Source organism: Enemella evansiae (assembly GCF_004362375.1).
In the GTDB taxonomy this organism is placed as follows: domain Bacteria; phylum Actinomycetota; class Actinomycetes; order Propionibacteriales; family Propionibacteriaceae; genus Enemella; species Enemella evansiae.
The window spans coordinates 648,271-663,231 of record NZ_SNXA01000009.1 but is presented as its reverse complement, the minus strand read 5'-3'; the positions used below and the strand labels follow the sequence as shown (position 1 = coordinate 663,231).

Annotated in this window: 15 protein-coding genes; 8 read left to right on the top strand and 7 right to left on the bottom strand. The window is 69.1% G+C overall.

Features of this window, described 5'->3' with window-relative positions; translation table 11 throughout:
* The first annotated feature begins 75 nt into the window (after positions 1–75).
* Entirely contained in the window at positions 76–966 is an 891-nt protein-coding gene (locus C8D81_RS11160; protein ID WP_094399680.1) for a fumarylacetoacetate hydrolase family protein, read from the top strand.
* Positions 967–1,069: 103 nt separating this feature from the next.
* The gene (locus C8D81_RS11155) at positions 1,070–2,524 is read left to right on the top strand and encodes an aldehyde dehydrogenase (NADP(+)) (RefSeq protein WP_094399678.1); all 1,455 of its coding nucleotides are present in this window, start codon (positions 1,070–1,072) and stop codon (positions 2,522–2,524) included.
* A gap of 456 nt (positions 2,525–2,980) precedes the next feature.
* Here C8D81_RS11155 and C8D81_RS11150 read toward each other — a convergent pair whose 3' ends face one another.
* Genes C8D81_RS11150 through C8D81_RS11140 form a run of 3 tightly spaced genes read right to left on the bottom strand, consistent with a single transcriptional unit; the run spans position 2,981 to position 5,255 of the window.
* Positions 2,981–3,442 carry a MaoC family dehydratase gene (locus tag C8D81_RS11150; protein ID WP_324252407.1) on the bottom strand — a complete coding sequence of 154 codons (462 nt, stop codon included), beginning with the start codon at positions 3,440–3,442 and terminating at the stop codon, positions 2,981–2,983.
* 2 nt (positions 3,443–3,444) lie between these two features.
* Positions 3,445–4,335, bottom strand: coding sequence for an amidohydrolase family protein (locus C8D81_RS11145; protein WP_094399674.1), 891 nt, complete (start codon positions 4,333–4,335; stop codon positions 3,445–3,447).
* Positions 4,332–5,255 (bottom strand): SDR family NAD(P)-dependent oxidoreductase, encoded by a 924-nt coding sequence (locus C8D81_RS11140; protein ID WP_094399672.1) that lies wholly within the window; start codon positions 5,253–5,255, stop codon positions 4,332–4,334. The genes C8D81_RS11145 and C8D81_RS11140 overlap by 4 nt, the downstream gene beginning before the upstream one ends.
* 110 nt (positions 5,256–5,365) lie before the next feature.
* Here C8D81_RS11140 and C8D81_RS11135 point away from each other — a divergent pair, with 110 nt between their 5' ends.
* A complete protein-coding gene (locus C8D81_RS11135) occupies positions 5,366–5,815 on the top strand; it encodes a MarR family winged helix-turn-helix transcriptional regulator (RefSeq protein ID WP_208109219.1) in 450 nt (149 codons plus the stop codon).
* 5 nt (positions 5,816–5,820) lie between these two features.
* On the opposite strand, the gene C8D81_RS11130 is transcribed toward C8D81_RS11135, so the two are convergent.
* From C8D81_RS11130 to C8D81_RS11120, 3 genes are all read right to left on the bottom strand, one after another.
* Positions 5,821–7,149, bottom strand: a complete 1,329-nt coding sequence (locus C8D81_RS11130) for an MFS transporter (protein ID WP_094399669.1) — start codon at positions 7,147–7,149, stop codon at positions 5,821–5,823.
* Positions 7,146–8,642: an acyl-CoA synthetase gene (locus C8D81_RS11125; protein WP_133626075.1), complete on the bottom strand. Its 1,497-nt coding sequence runs from the start codon at positions 8,640–8,642 to the stop codon at positions 7,146–7,148. The genes C8D81_RS11130 and C8D81_RS11125 overlap by 4 nt, the downstream gene beginning before the upstream one ends.
* 211 nt (positions 8,643–8,853) lie before the next feature.
* Entirely contained in the window at positions 8,854–9,816 is a 963-nt protein-coding gene (locus tag C8D81_RS11120) for a DMT family transporter (RefSeq protein ID WP_166646769.1), read from the bottom strand.
* Between the two features lie 350 nt (positions 9,817–10,166).
* Here C8D81_RS11120 and C8D81_RS20915 point away from each other — a divergent pair, with 350 nt between their 5' ends.
* From C8D81_RS20915 to C8D81_RS21855, 5 genes are all read left to right on the top strand, one after another.
* A complete protein-coding gene (locus tag C8D81_RS20915) occupies positions 10,167–10,337 on the top strand; it encodes a hypothetical protein (protein WP_166646768.1) in 171 nt (56 codons plus the stop codon).
* Positions 10,338–10,422: 85 nt separating this feature from the next.
* Entirely contained in the window at positions 10,423–11,541 is a 1,119-nt protein-coding gene (locus tag C8D81_RS11115; RefSeq protein ID WP_133626073.1) for a sensor histidine kinase, read from the top strand.
* Positions 11,531–12,226: a response regulator gene (locus C8D81_RS11110; RefSeq protein WP_133626072.1), complete on the top strand. Its 696-nt coding sequence runs from the start codon at positions 11,531–11,533 to the stop codon at positions 12,224–12,226. Before C8D81_RS11115 ends, C8D81_RS11110 begins: the two co-directional genes overlap by 11 nt.
* Before the next feature lie 2 nt (positions 12,227–12,228).
* Complete coding sequence (gene recF / locus C8D81_RS11105; protein WP_133626071.1) at positions 12,229–13,371, top strand: DNA replication/repair protein RecF; 1,143 nt, start codon at positions 12,229–12,231, stop codon at positions 13,369–13,371.
* Complete coding sequence (locus C8D81_RS21855; RefSeq protein WP_094431477.1) at positions 13,364–13,930, top strand: DUF721 domain-containing protein; 567 nt, start codon at positions 13,364–13,366, stop codon at positions 13,928–13,930. The genes recF and C8D81_RS21855 overlap by 8 nt, the downstream gene beginning before the upstream one ends.
* A gap of 226 nt (positions 13,931–14,156) precedes the next feature.
* Here the strand turns inward: C8D81_RS21855 and C8D81_RS11095 are convergent, their stop codons facing one another.
* Complete coding sequence (locus C8D81_RS11095) at positions 14,157–14,852, bottom strand: alpha/beta hydrolase (RefSeq protein ID WP_094431479.1); 696 nt, start codon at positions 14,850–14,852, stop codon at positions 14,157–14,159.
* Positions 14,853–14,961: the final 109 nt, after the last annotated feature.

The following is a 14,961-nucleotide window of genomic DNA, read 5'->3' as shown; positions in this document are numbered from 1 at the left end:
CTCTCCACCGTTGGCTGAGCGAGCGAGGAACGAGCGAGTCGAAGCCACATTCCCCAACCCAGACAAGGAATTCCCATGACCGACCCAACCAGCCTGGTCCGGGCCGAGACCCCGGGCGGCGTACGCATCGGCGTCGCGACCGCTGACGGCGTACACGCTCTGCCGGTCGATTCGATGGCCGAGCTGCTCGCGCTGCCCCTGTCACGGATCCTTTCACTGGTGGAGAATCCGGGCGATGAGCTCACGGTGACCCGGTTGCTGCCGCCGTTGGACGGCCGCGGTGAGGTGTGGTGCGCCGGTGTCACCTATGCCCGCTCGATGGGGGCGCGGATGGAGGAGTCCACCGAGGCGTCGGTCTATGACAAGGTGTACGCCGCCGAGCGGCCCGAGCTGTTCGGCAAGGCACCCGCCTGGCGGGTGGTCACCGACGGTGAGCCGGTCGGGATCCGCGCCGACTCCGGCCACGACGTGCCCGAACCCGAACTGGTGCTCTATGCCAACGCGGCCGGTGAACTGGTCGGCCTGGGGATCGGCAACGACATGAGCTCGCGCTCGATCGAGGGGGAGAATCCGGTCTACATCCCGCAGGCCAAGGTGTACGCCGGGGCGATGGCGCTGGCGCCGCGGATCACCCTGCTCACCGGGGTCGGGGAACCGACGAACCTGGCCATCGGAATGCGGATCGAGCGGGCGGGTAACGTCGTGTTCAGCGGTGAGACCAGCACCACCCAGCTCGCCCGCCGACCGGCCGACCTGCTGGAGTGGCTGTTCCGGGGGTGTGAGTTCCCCGACGGGGTGGCATTGTCCACCGGCACCGGGATCGTGCCGGAACTGGATTTCGCGCTGCAGGAGGGCGATGTGATCACCATCGAGATCGCCGGACTCGGCAGCCTGACCAATACCGTCGCCCTCGGCCGCGAGCCGTTCAGCGCCCTGTGCCGGGGCGAACGCCCTCCCGTCGGCTGAGCGGCCCCCTCACGGTGGCTGAGCGAGCGAGGAACGAGCGAGTCGAAGCCACATCGAAAGCCACACCAGAAGCCACAGAAACCGAACCACCAGAGGAGATGCGATGACCGACACCACCAGCACCGAACTCGACCAGATCCTCGACGCCGCCACCGAGGCCGCGCCCGTCCTGTCGGCGGCCGCCCCGGCGACCCGGGCCGGCTGGCTGCGCGCCGCGGCCGACGCCCTGGATGCGCACCGCGAAGAACTGGTGCCGCTGGCGATCAAGGAGAGCCACCTGCCCGAGGCACGGCTGACCGGCGAGGTCGGGCGTACCTCCGGCCAGCTGCGGATGTTCGCCGACGCGCTGGAGAGCGGTTGGCTGTCGGAATACATCCTGGACTCCGCCGACCCCGAGCAGACCCCGCCGCGACCGGATCTGCGCCGCGAACTGGTCGGCCTCGGCCCGGTGCTGGTCTTCGGCGCCTCCAACTTCCCGTTCGCGTTCAGCGTCTGCGGCGGGGACACCGCCTCCGCGCTGGCCGCCGGCTGCCCGGTGGTCGCCAAGGCGCACCCCGGCCATCCCGAGACCTCCCGGCGTACCGCCCAGGTCGCGGCCGCGGCGATGCAGGCGGCCGGCGCCCCGGCCGGGATCCTGCAACTCATCGAGGGCGTCGAGGTCGGCACGGACGCGCTCAAGGATCGCCGGATCAGGGCGGGTGGCTTCACCGGGTCGGAGGGCGCCGGGACCGCGCTGCACCGGATCGCCGCCACCCGGCCCGACCCGATCCCGTTCTATGGCGAGCTGGGCAGCACCAACCCGGCCTTCGTGCTGCCGGGCGCGCTGGCCGATCGCCCCGATGAGCTGATCAGTGGCTACGTCGGCTCGATGAGCCTGGGCGTCGGCCAGTTCTGCACCAGCCCCGGCATCCTGCTGCTGCCCGCCGGGCACGGCCTGTCCGAGAAGCTCGCGCAGGCGACCGCGGAGGTCGGGTCGGCCCAGATGCTCAACGACCGCGTCTACAGCGGGTACGCCGAGGGCGCGGCCAGCCGCCGCGAGAACGGCGCCGTGCAGGTGCTGACCGCCGGTACCGAGACCGACGAGCAGGCCAGCCCGACGCTGCTCGCCACCACCGTGCCCGAGTTCCTCGGCCAGCGCGAGGAGCTGATGACCGAGTGCTTCGGCCCGCTGTCGATCATCGTCGAGTACGCCGATGAGCAGGAGCTGTTGAAGCTGGCGGCCGAGTTCGGGGGCCAGCTGACCTGCACGGTGCAGGGCAGCGAAGCCGACACCGAGCTGGCGGGCAAGCTGCTGCCGCTGCTGTCCGAGCGGGCCGGCCGGGTGATCTGGAACGCCTGGCCGACCGGTGTCGCGGTGAGCTGGGCGATGCAGCACGGCGGCCCGTTCCCGGCCACCGTCGGCTCGATCCACACCAGCGTGGGGATCACCGCCGCCCGCCGCTTCCAGCGTCCGGTCTGCTACCAGGATGTCCCGCAGGCCCTGCTCCCCGAAGCCCTCCGCGACGGCAACCCGCTGAACCTGCTGCGCACCGTCGACGGCGAACTCGCCCGCCACTGACCCCCACCCTCATCGAGCAGCTCGCGCAGCGAGCGTGTCGAGATGAGCCCCTCCCCACGTTGGTTGAGCGAGGAGCGCAGCGCTTCCCACGTTGGTTGAGCGAGGAGCGCAGCTCTTCCCACGTTGGTTGAGCGAGGAGCGCAGCGACGAGTCGAAACCATCCCGCACGAGACACCAGAAAGTGCCGCCAGACACCAAGGACGGTCACGAGACCCCTACTGCAACTGGGGTCTCGTGACGCCTTCTGGCGTCTCGAGATGAACCTCCCCCGCCGTTGGTTGAGCGAGGAGCGCAGCGGTCCCCTCCACGTTGGTTGAGCAAGGAGCGCAGCGACGAGTCGAAACCATCGTCACCCAGAGGCCGTGGTTTCGACTCGCTCGTACCTCGCTCGCTCAACCGACGTGAGCGGGGTGGCTTCGACTCGCTCGTACCTCCCTCGCTCAACCAGCGGGCGGGTTACTCGTACACCCGGAAGATGGCCTCGGCGACGCAGGCGGGGCGGTCGGAGCCCTCGAGCTCGATGGTGGCGGCCACCGTCATCTGGGCGCCGTTGTTCGGCAACCGGGTCACCTCGTTCAGCACACCGCGCAACCGGATCCGGGCACCGGCCGGTACCGGGGAGACGAAGCGGACCTTGTTCAGCCCGTAGTTGACCGCCTGCTTCTGGCTGCGTACCACCAACAGGCTGCTCCACAGCGGGATCAGCAGTGACAGCGTCAGATAGCCGTGGGCGATCGGCCCGCCGAACGGGCTCTCCTTCGTGGCCCGCTCCGGATCGGTGTGGATCCACTGCTGATCGTCGGTGGCGTCGGCGAACAGCTGGATCCGCTGCTGATCGACACTCAGCCAGTCGGTGGTGCCCAGGTCGGAGCCGGCGAGCGCCTCCAGTTCGGTCACATCGGCAACCTCGGTGGTCATGGTCATCCCTCCTGCCGCAGGCCGAGCACCCGCAGCGCGTTGTCCTTGAGGAGCTTGGGCAGCACCTCGGGTTTGAAGTCCAGGCGTTCGGCGTCGGCGAGCCAGCGGTCCGGGCTGATCAGCGGGAAGTCGGTGCCGAACAGCACCTTGTCCTGCAGCAGTGAGTTGGCGGCCCGGACCAGCTGCGGCGGGAAGTATTTCGGTGACCAGCCGGACAGGTCGATGAACGCATTCGGTTTGTGGGTGGCGATCGAGATCTGCACGTCCACCCAGGGCACTGCCGGGTGCGCCATGATCAGCGTCAGGTCGGGGAAGTCGGCGGCCACGTCATCGAGCAGCAGCGGATCGCTGTAGTGCAGCTTGATGCCGCGGCCGCCCGGCAGCCCGGCCCCGATCCCGGTCTGCCCGGTGTGGAAGAGCGCCGGTACGCCGGCCGCGGCGATCGCTGCATAGATCGGCGCGAACCGTTCCTCGTTGGGCCGGAAAGCCTGGACGCCGGGATGGAACTTGAATCCGCGCACTCCGTACTGCTCGACGAGCAGTCCGACGCGTTCCACCGCATCCGGTGCCCACGGATCGACCGAGCCGAAGGGGATCAGCACGTCCGGATGGTCCGCGGCCCGCTCGGCCAACTCGGTGACCGAGTTCGGCGGCCGGCCGAGCGCGGTCGTCGCATCGACGGTGAACACCACCGCGGCCATCGACCGCTGCCGGTAGTAGTCGGCGATCTGCTCGATCGTCGGGGTTCGGGTGTCGGTCGCCTTGAAGTACGCCGCGGAGGCGTCCATCAGCTCGTCGTCGACCGACCGGTGCCCGGTGCTGTCGATCTCCACGTGGGTGTGGATATCGATCGCCTTGAGGTTCGCGAGATCGAGTTCGGGTGCATAGCTCATCGGGGTGCGACCTCCGGCAGATCCTCACCGACCGACTCCTGATGCTCGGCGAAGGTGCCGGGCCAGATCTCGATCAGGTCCTCGGCGCTGAAGCCGCCGGAGTGATACGCCTTCTCGGTCAGCTGCGGATGGGACCAGAGCGCGACCCGATCCCCACCGATCGCGATCACCTGACCGGTGACCCCGGCCGCGGAATCGCTGGCCAGGAAGGAAATCAGGCCGGCCGCGTCCTCCGGCGTACCGAAGCCCAGATCGTGTCGCAACTGGTCGGGCAGCGGTACGCCCTCGGCGAGCGCGCGGACGTGGTCGGCGAGGAAGGGGATGGTCTCGGTCATCGCCGTCGCCGCCACCGGCGCCACCGCGTTCACCGTGATGCCCGCCTTGGCGAGCTCCATCGCCCAGGTTCGTACCATGCCGGCGATGCCGGCTTTGGCACCGGAATAGTTGGTCTGGCCGAAGTTGCCGCGCTGCCCGGCGGGGGAGGCGACGCAGATGATCCGCCCGCCCTCGCCCTGTTCCCGCATCCGGATCGCGGCGGCGCGGGCGCAGGTGAAGGTACCGCGCAGATGCACCTCGATCACCTGGTCGAAGTCGTCGTCGCTCATCTTCCACAGCACCTTGTCGCGCAACAGCCCGGCATTGGTGACCATCACATCGAGCCGGCCGAAGTTGTCGACGGCGGCCGCCACCAGGGCATCGGCGGTGCTGGTCGGGCCGACCGGTGCGACCGCGGCGACCGCCCGGCCATCGGCGTCGGTGATCTCATCGACGACCGCCTGGGCGGCCTGTGCGTCGATATCGTTCACCACCACCGCCGCGCCCTGCCGGGCGAGTTCCAGGGCGTACGCCCGGCCGAGGCCCTGGCCGGCGCCGGTGACGACGGCGACCTTGTCGGTGAGCAGTGGGGTGGAGGTGGTCATGCGCGTGCTCCTTCTCGGTTGTTGATCAGTTCAATGATTGACTTGCTGGTGGCTCCGCCGCGACCGGTGGGCGGGACGAGACGATGCAGGAACGGCGAAGGGACCGATGGATGACCGAGGCAGCCCTGTTCGACGAGCCCGGTTTCCTGATCGCCCGGCTGGCGATCCAGTTGAACCGCAGCGCCAACGCCGCGCTGGCCGAACTGGACCTGCGGATCCGTCCCTACTCGGTGCTGGCGCTGGTCTGCGACGAGGGCGATGGGGTGACCCAGCGGCGGGTGTCCACCGTGCTCGACCTGGATCCCTCGCAGATCGTGCCGATCGTGGACGACCTGGAGGGCGCCGGCTGGCTGCGGCGTACCCAGGATGCCGCGGATCGCCGGAACCGGCTGCTGGTCCCGACGGCCGAGGGCCGCGAGGTGCGGGAGCGGGCCCGGCTCCTGGTCGATCAGGCTCACGCGGTACCGCTCGCCGAGCTGCGCAGCACCGAGGGGAAGCGACTGGTCGCGCTGCTGCGCCATCTGGTGCTCACCGACGGCGGGACGGTGCGGGGCGGCTGAGCCGGTCATACCGTCTCCAGGTCGTGTTTGCGGCTCTCCGGGATGAGGGCGACGAAGAGCGCGCTGACCAGCGCCAGCCCGATCAGGAACACCCCGACCCAGATCGTCGAACCCCTGCCGACAGCGGCCAGCGAGGCGACGATCACCGGGGTGAAGCCGGCGCCGATCAGCGTGGCCAACTGATAGCCCAGGGAGGCGCCGGTATAACGCGACCCGGTGCCGAACTGCTCGGCGATGAACGCCGCCATCGGCCCGTACATGGTGCTCTGACAGACGACGATGCCGAGGAAGAAGGCGAGCGCGACCTGACCGAAGGAGCCACTGCCGAGCAGGTTCAGGATCGGATAGCACAGCACCAGGAACACGGCCAGGGAGCCGATCATCACCGTGCGCCGACCGAGCCGGTCGGAGAGGGCGCCGCTGGCCAACACCGCCGGCACGGCGAGTGCTTGGCTGATCGCGAAGGCGGTGAGTGCCTGCGGCCGGGACAGTCCGGTGCCCACGGCGTAGCCGACCGCGAAGGTGGCGAACATGGTCTGGATACCGAAGGCGGCCATGCAGGCCAGCGCGACCTTGATCACCGTCATCGGCCGGCGCAACACCTGGAACAGCGGTACCGGCTGTTCGGCGAGCTGGCCGGCCTGTACCGCCTTGGCGAAGAGCGGGCTCTCGGTCACCTGCAGCCGCACGAACAACCCGAGCAGGAGCAGCAGCGCCGAGGCCAGGAACGGGATCCGCCAGCCCCAGCTCAGGAACTGCTCGTCGGGCAGGGTGGATGCCGCGGTCATCGCCAGGGTGCCCAGCACCGCACCGGTGGGGGCACCGGCGTTGGTGAAGGCCGCGGCCAGACCGCGGTTCCGGCCGCCGGTGTGTTCGAGTGCCATCAGCACCGCGCCACCCCATTCACCGCCGATCGCGATGCCCTGCAGGACGCGCATGGTGACCAGGATGACCGCCGCCCAGGAGCCGATCATCGACGGCGGCGGGATCAGCCCGATCGCGAAGGAGGCGAGCCCCATCACCATCATCGACAGCAGCAGCAGCCGTTTGCGGCCGATCCGATCGCCGAAGTGGCCGAGGATCAGTCCGCCGATCGGGCGGGCCACATAACCCGCCGCGAAGGTGCCGAGGGAGGCGATGGTGGCGGCCCAGGGGTCGAGGTTGCCGAAGAACACCGGACCGAAGACCAACGAAGCCGCGGTGGCGTACAGCAGGAAATCGTAGAACTCGATCGTGCTGCCCAGATAGCTGGAGATGACGACCTTGCGGACCTGGGACGGGCTGCTCTCGGCGGCCGGTTCGAGTTGTTCGCCGGCGGGGGTCGGGGTGCTCATTGGTCGACCTCCAAGGTGGTGCGGATGCGGGATTTGAGGATTTTCCCGGTGGGGTTCCGCGGGATGGAGTCGACGATCTGCAGTCGTCGCGGGATCTTGTAGCGGGCCAGCCGGCCGGCCAGTTGGTCGGCCAGGGCCTCCGCGGTGAGTTCGGCCCCGTCGGCGAGCCGGATCAGCGCCAGCCCGGTCTCACCCCAGCGTTCGTCGGGTACGCCGAGGACGGCGGCCTCGAGGACGCCGGGCAGCTCGATGATCGCGGCTTCCACCTCGGCGGGATAGACGTTCTCCCCGCCGGAGATGAACATGTCCTTGAGTCGGTCGACCACGGTGATGAAGCCGTCGTCATCGGCGACCCCGACATCGCCGGTACGCAACCAGCCGTCCGGGGCGAAGGCCGCGGCGGTGGCCCCGGGGTTGTTCCAGTAACCGGCCATCACATTCGGGCCGCGGACCTGGATCTCGCCGCGCTCTCCGGGGGTGACCGGTGCGTCGTCGAGCCCGGCGATCCGGACCTCGGTGAACAGGTGCGGCAGACCGGCGGAACCGACCTTGTCCTTGGCCTGTTCCGGGGTCAGCACCAGCGCTCCGGGTCCGGACTCGGTGAGCCCGTAGCCCTGGCAGACCGCGACATCGCGGGCGAGCCAGGTGTGCAGGGTGTCGAGCCGGACCGGTGCCCCGCCGACGGTGAAGACCCGCAGGCTGGTCAGATCGGTCCGGTCCCAGTCCGGGTGTCTGGACAGCATGTCGAGCATCACCGGTACGCCGAAGCCGTAGCTGATCCGGTCGGCCTCGATCTGCGCCAGCACCCGGCCCGGTTCGAAGCCGTCCTGGATGATCACGGTGCCACCGCGGAGCAGCGTCGGCGTCGCACCCATGAAGAACGCCGCGGTGTGGTAGAGCGGTGCGGTGGCCAGCGAGATCTCGCGTTCGGTGAGGTCGAGATCGAGAGCGGCGTTCAGGGTCGCGAAGGTGACGCTGGCGTGGGTCAGCACGGCGCCCTTGGGCCGGCCGGTGGTGCCGGAGGTGTACATGATCATGCACGGGTCGTCGCCGGTCCCGACGGGTTCGCCGGTCTCCGGGGTGGTGGCGGCGGATTCGGCCACCCAGTCGTCGAGCTCGACGGTCGGGATGCTCCCGGCGGCCGCCCACCCGGTGCCGGCGAGGGCCGCGGAAGCGACCAGCAGGGTGCTCCCGGAGTCGGTCAGGCAGTGGGCGACCTCGTTCTCGCTGAGCCGGGCGTTCAGCGGTACGAGGATGGCGCCGAGCCGTCCGCAGGCGAAGAAGAGGTCGAGGTGGGCGGTGTGGTTGGCGCTGAACAGGGCTACCCGGTCGCCGGGGCCGATCCCGCGGGCCCGCAGGGCCGCGGCAGCGCGCGCGATGTCGGTGTCGAACTCGGCGTAGCTGCGCCGCTGCCCGCCGAACACGGTTGCGGTGGCTGCCGGATTGCGGCCGGCCTGGCGGGCCGGCCATTGGCTGATGCTCGGTGTGATCACGACGGCACCTCCCTGTGCGATCTGAATCACAGCGAATCATCAACGATTGAGAATGTCAACGGTTTCTCACGCTCATCGAGTAACTCGGCATGCGGAGCGGAGCGGAGCGATGCCGAGTGTGTCGAGATGAGCCGGGCCCGCCAGCCGGCTCCTCTCGACACGGCGGCCATTGCTCCGCTTCGCTGCGCATGGCCGCCTACTCGAGGAGCGTTCAGTCGATGGCGACGCGGCGTTTGGGGGCGGCGGCGACGAGGACGCCGATCATGGTGATGGCGGCGCCGATCAGGGTGCTCGGCGGTGGGGCGTGGTGGAAGAACAGCGCGTCGATGATCAGCGAGGCGACCACCTGGCCGGCGATCGTGGCCATCAACAGCAGGAGTACGCCGATGTGGCGGACCAGCACGGTGTTGGCGCCGATCACCAGCACCCCGATCGCGCCGCCGAGGTAGAGCCACCACTGGGTGGGCGGCGTCGGCACGCAACCGGTCGCCAGCAGGCGTACCCCGAAGGCCACCAGCAGCGCGACCAGCCCAATGGTGAAGTTGATCGTGGTCGCGGTGGGGGCGGAGTCGGTGACCAGTCGCACCCGGCCGTTCATGGCGAACTGGAAGCTGTTCAGGCATCCGGCCAGGAAGGGCAGCGCGAGCAGCAGGACCGGCGCCCCGGAGCCGAACTGGGGTACCGCGGCCAGCAGAGCGGCGGAGATCGCCAGCCCGGCTCCGAGCAGTCGGGTCGGGGTGAGTGGCTTGCGGAGTACGCCGGCGAAACCGGTCCGGTCGACGACCAGCCCGCTGAGTACCTGCCCGGCGACCACCGCGACGGTGAACAGGGCCACGCCCAGGACGCCGACGGTGACGGTCTGGGAGAGCACGGTCACCCCACCGAACAGGCCGCCGAAGTACAGCCAGCGCGGCGGGGTGCCGGCGCGGAATCGCTGCCAGGCGGTCCGCAGCCCGGCCCGTCCGCTGCGCCGGCAGAGCGTGATCGTGGCGACCAGCACCAGCCCGACCGCGAAGGACATCACCGCGGCGAAGAGTTGATCGGCACTGCGGACCGCCAGGTCGCCGTTGATCCGGGACTGGACGGCCACCAGGGCGCCGCAACCGATCGCGCCGAGCACCGAGATGACGACAACGATCCGGGACGGATGCTGCTCGGCGGTGGCTGTGGTCACTTCCCCGATCCTGCCGCCGGGCCGAGCCGGGGGCGAACCGCGTCCAGCAGTTGGCCGGGGAAATGAATCGGAGCCCCGCCGGGGAACGGGGCTCCGATCAAATTGGGGGTGGTGCTCGATAGTTCTGAGTCGAGTGGCCCGGACAGATTTTCGGGGACCCTGTCCGAACTCAACCCCTGACGAAAAGTGTGCTGGGTGGGTTCGATGGGTGGGAAGAGAGCGCGCAAGAACAGTACGAAAGTAGGGGGTGCTCCGTACTTTCGTCGGTGGTCCGCCCGTACTAAAGGACCATAATCTCGGATTGCTCCATAGAGGAGTCCACCTAATCATCTCATAACAAGGGGTCCCCCATGAAGATGCGTGCACTCGCCGTTCTGACCGCTGCCATCGCCTCCGTCTCGTTCGCGCTCCCGATGGCCACCGCACAGCCGGCCAAGGGTTCCGCCTCCGGCCTGACCGTGATGGCCGTGGACGGTGGGTTCTGCGACTACTACGCAGGCTTCCGCCCCTTCTGCAACTGACTCAGCGAACGGTGCAGGCTGGCCGTAGACTTGCACTGTGACTCTCCGGGCGGCGGTTCTTCGGGCAAAGCCTGAGTGGACCGCCGTGCCCAGGAAGCGGTCCCTGCTGATTGCTGGTGTGGTCGCGATCATCCTGTTGGTCATCGCGGTGCCGACCGGCAATTTCTACGATCCCCCGGCCATGGCACTGCTCATCGCTTGCTGTCTGCTGGGCGGCACCGTCTTTCTGTGGCCGGCGATCTCAGGGGTACTGCTCGGCGTCTGCCTGACCCTGTTGGCGTTCACGGAGACTCAGGTGATCGGGCTGGGCATGCTCGCCATGCCGATCGCCATCGCGACCTGTGCGGCACTCGGCAGACGGTTGCTCGCGACCGTCTATGGGCTCTGGTACTTCGCCGCATCCGTTGCGGTCGCAATGCAGAACGCCCGTCCGGGATCGCTGCTTCCCAACGTCAACTTCTTGGTCGTCTTCGTCTCGCTGCCGCTCATCGCGGGCGAGGTCGTCTTCCGGCTTCGTCAGCGCCAGGAGAAGCAGCGACAGGAGGCGATCGAGGCGGCGACCGAGCAGCGGCTCGCGATCGCCCGCGAGCTGCACGACACCCTGGCGTACGCCACCACCACGATGGTGATGAAGGCCGAGGAGGCCCGGCTGCGCGGCAATCAGGACGAGAAGACGCTGCAGGACCTGGACTACATCGCGCGTACCGGGCGGGACGCGACCAGCCAGCTGCGCACCATGTTGTCGCTGCTCCGTGACGACAGTGAGTCCACCCCGCTACCCTCCATCGGGGACTCGTTGCCGGCGGTCGTCCAGGCTCAGGTGGACAAACTGGCCGCCTTCGGGTTCCGTGTCGAGTGCGGTGTGGAGGGCGAGGTGGCGTCGATGCCACCGGAGGTACGCCAGCTCGCCGCGCGGGTGATCAACGAAGGAGCGTCCAACATCAGCAAACACGGTGATCCGACCCAGCCCGCGCAGATCATGGTCGACGCCGGCCCGGACGAGCTGGAGGTGCTGCTGGTGAACGCGCCCGCGGCGAAAGCCAACGGTGCCAGGGTCAACGGAGCACCGCACCAGGGCCTTGGCCTGGTCGGCCTGCGCGAACTCGCCGGCCAGAGTGGCGGCGAGCTGACCGCCCATCGGGTCGGCGATCACTGGATCACCCAGCTGACCGTGCCGCTGCGGAGCGCCGCCGGTGTCGGCTGACACCATCCGGGTGGTCGTCGTCGACGACGACTCCCTGGTCCGCAACGCACTCTCCGGTTACGTCACCCGCAGCAACGGGATGCGACTGGTCGGTACCTGCCGCAACGGCCGGCAGGCCCTCGACCTGCTCGCCGGCCACGGCGTCGACGTCGTGCTGATGGATGTCCGGATGCCCGAGATGGACGGGATCGAGGTGACCCGGGAGCTGCGGCGTACCGGAAGCCGGGTGAAGATCCTGGTCCTCACCACCTTCGACGAGGACAAGCTGATGCTGGCCGCGCTGGCCGCCGGCGCCAACGGCTTCATGCTCAAGGATTCCGCACCCGAGGCGATCGTCGAGGCGATCCAGGTCGCGAACTCCGGCGGCCACGTGATCTCCGCCCGCCCCGCCACCCGGCTCGCCGAGCGCTATCTGCCGCAGGACGAGTGGCAGGGCGGCGAGGTTGGACCGCATGGGCTCACCGGCCGGGAGCGCGCCGTGCTCCGCGAACTCTGTCGGGCCGCCAGCAACGCCGAGATCGCCGGCTCACTCGGGCTGTCCGAGTCGACGGTGAAGGCGCACGTCTCCACGATCATGGACAAACTGAACTGCAAGTCCCGGCTGAAAGCAGTGATCCGGGCCTTCGAACTCGGCCTGGCCGAACCGCCGCGCGGCAGCGAACAGGACGACGAAGGGGGCGCATAGCGGTGTACGTCGACCACCTGACGCTGGCCGACTACCGCTCCTATCCCGCGGTCGACGTACCGCTCGCCAGCGGCGTGACCACCTTCGTCGGCGCCAACGGGCAGGGCAAGACCAACCTGGTCGAGGCCGTCGAATACCTGTCCACGATGTCCAGCCACCGGGTGTCCTCGGAGATCCCGCTGGTCCGGGCCGGTTGCGAGCGGGCGATCGTGCGGGCGGGGGTACGCGCGGGTCTGGCCGATGACCGGCGAATCCTGTTGGAGCTGGAGATCACGCCGGGCAAGGCGAACCGGGCCCGGTTGAACCGTTCCCCGCTGCCCCGGGCGCGCGAGATCGTCGGGATGCTGCGCACCGTGGTCTTCTCCCCCGAAGACCTGGCGATCGTCAAGGGCGATCCGGCCGAACGGCGGCACTTCTTGGACGCGCTGGTGGTGAACCGCTGGCCGCGGATGGCTGGGGTACGCGGCGACTACGACAAGATCCTCAAGCAGCGCAACAGTCTGCTCAAATCGCTGGCCGGGCGGGGGCGGTCGGCGAACCGCGATGACCCCTACGCGGCGTCCACCCTGGAGGTCTGGGACGCCCAGCTGGTTCGCGCCGGGGCGGAGCTGCTGGAGGCCCGGTTGGACACCCTGCGGGATCTGCTGCCGCACACCGCCCGGGCGTACGCCGAGATCGCCCCCACCAACAACGTCGCCGCTGCGGCGTACAAGTCGGCGATCGAGATCGGTGAGGACTGGACCCGCCAGACCCTCGGCGACGCGCTGCAGGCCGAACTGCTCAATCGCCGCGGCGACGAACTGCAGCGAGGCGTCACCCTGGCCGGCCCGCACCGCGACGACCTGACCCTCACTCTGGGTGAGCTGCCGGCCAAGGGGTACGCCTCCCACGGCGAATCCTGGTCTTTCGCACTCGCGTTGAAGATCGGCGCCTTCGAGCTGCTCCGCGCCGACGGCATCGAACCGGTCCTGGTGCTCGACGACGTCTTCGCCGAGCTGGACTCCACCCGCCGGCAACGGCTGGCGGCCGGGGTGGTGCAGGCCGAACAGCTGCTGGTCACCGCCGCGGTCGGTGCCGATGTCCCGGAAATGCTTGCCGGGCAGCGATTCCTGGTCGGCGGCGGGGAGGTGCGCGCCGATGACTGAATCCCCGAACTCCCCGAGCGAGCGTCCCGAGGAACCCGCCTCCGAGCTGGCCGCCGCCGCGGAGCCGCACGACCCGACCGGGATGGATCTGGCCCGCCAGATCGCGGCGCAGGTGGGTGCCGCGAGCAAGGGGGTACGCCGCCGGCCCGGCAAGCGGAAGAAGCGCCCCGAAGGCGTCCAGTCCTCCGGCGCACACCCCGACGACCGCGATCCGCAGCTGCTCGGCCCGGCGCTGAAGGGGCTGATGCGTCAACAGGGCTGGGACACCCAGGTGAACGTGCATCTGCTGCTGGCGAACTGGCCGGCGCTGGTCGGCACGGTGAATGCCGAACATTCGCGCCCGGAGAAGTACGACGACGAGGTGCTCACCATCCGCGCCGAGTCGACCACCTGGGCCACCCAGCTGCGGCTCTTCGCACCCCAGCTCGTCGCCCGGTTGAATGACGAACTCGGCCAGGGCACGGTACGGCGGGTGCACGTCCTCGGCCCCGACGCCCCGAGCTGGAAGCACGGCCGCCGCTCGGTCCGCGGCCGCGGCCCCCGCGACACCTACGGCTGAGCCCACGCTCATCGAGTAGCTCGCGCAGCGAGCACCCCCACGCTCATCGAGTAGCTCGCGCAGCGAACCCCCCACGCTCATCGAGTAGCTCGCGCAGCGAGCGTGTCGAGATGAGCCGGTTCATCTCGACACGCCACCATTGCTCCGCAGGCTCCGCATGGTGGCTACTCGATGAACGTGGCGGGGAGTTGCTCCCTTGCTCCGCATGGCGGCTACTCGATGAACGTCAGCTGGCCGTACCGGCGGCGGCCTCGTCGATGAGGTCGGCGATGGCGCCGGGCTGGGAGGCGAGCGAGGCGTGGCTGGCATCCAGCTCGATCGTCTTCTGCGGGTTCATCCGTGCGGCCATCCGGCGCTCGTTGTCCGGGTCGATCATCCGGTCGGAGGTGGACACCTGATACCAGACCGGCTTGGACTTCCAGGCCGGCTCGGTGACGTTGTCGCCGAAGGTGGAGGCGAGTGGCGCCTTCTGGGTGACCGCCATCACCAGCTGCTGATCGGTCGGCAGGTCCTGGCAGAAGCTCTCACCGAACTTGTCCTGCTTCACCCACAGATAGCCGTCCGAGTCGGGTTCGAGGTTCTCGATCGCGGCCGGCGGGTGTTCCTGGCTGATCGCACCCGGGCTCTCCCCGGCATCCGGTGCGAACGCCGCGACATAGACCAGTCCGATCACGTTGGGCTGGTTGCCGGCCTCGGTGATCACCGCGCCGCCGTAGGAGTGGCCGACGAGCAGCACCGGGCCCTCGATCTGGGCGATCATCTTGCGGGTCCGTTCGGCGTCGTCGGCCAGCGAGGTGAGCGGGTTCTCCACGGCATGCAGATCGGTGTAGCCGCGCTTGTTCAGTTCGGTGATGACACCGGCCCAGTGCGCGGCGCCTCCCCAGAATCCGTGGACGAGTACGACTGCGGGCTTGTCGGCCATGGGGGTGTTCCTTTCCAGCATTGGAAAAGCTTCGGAGCACGCACGCTAGCAACGTCTTCCACCACCGGGGCAGACCCTGGGATGCTGGTCGGGCCCTAGGATGCTGCCC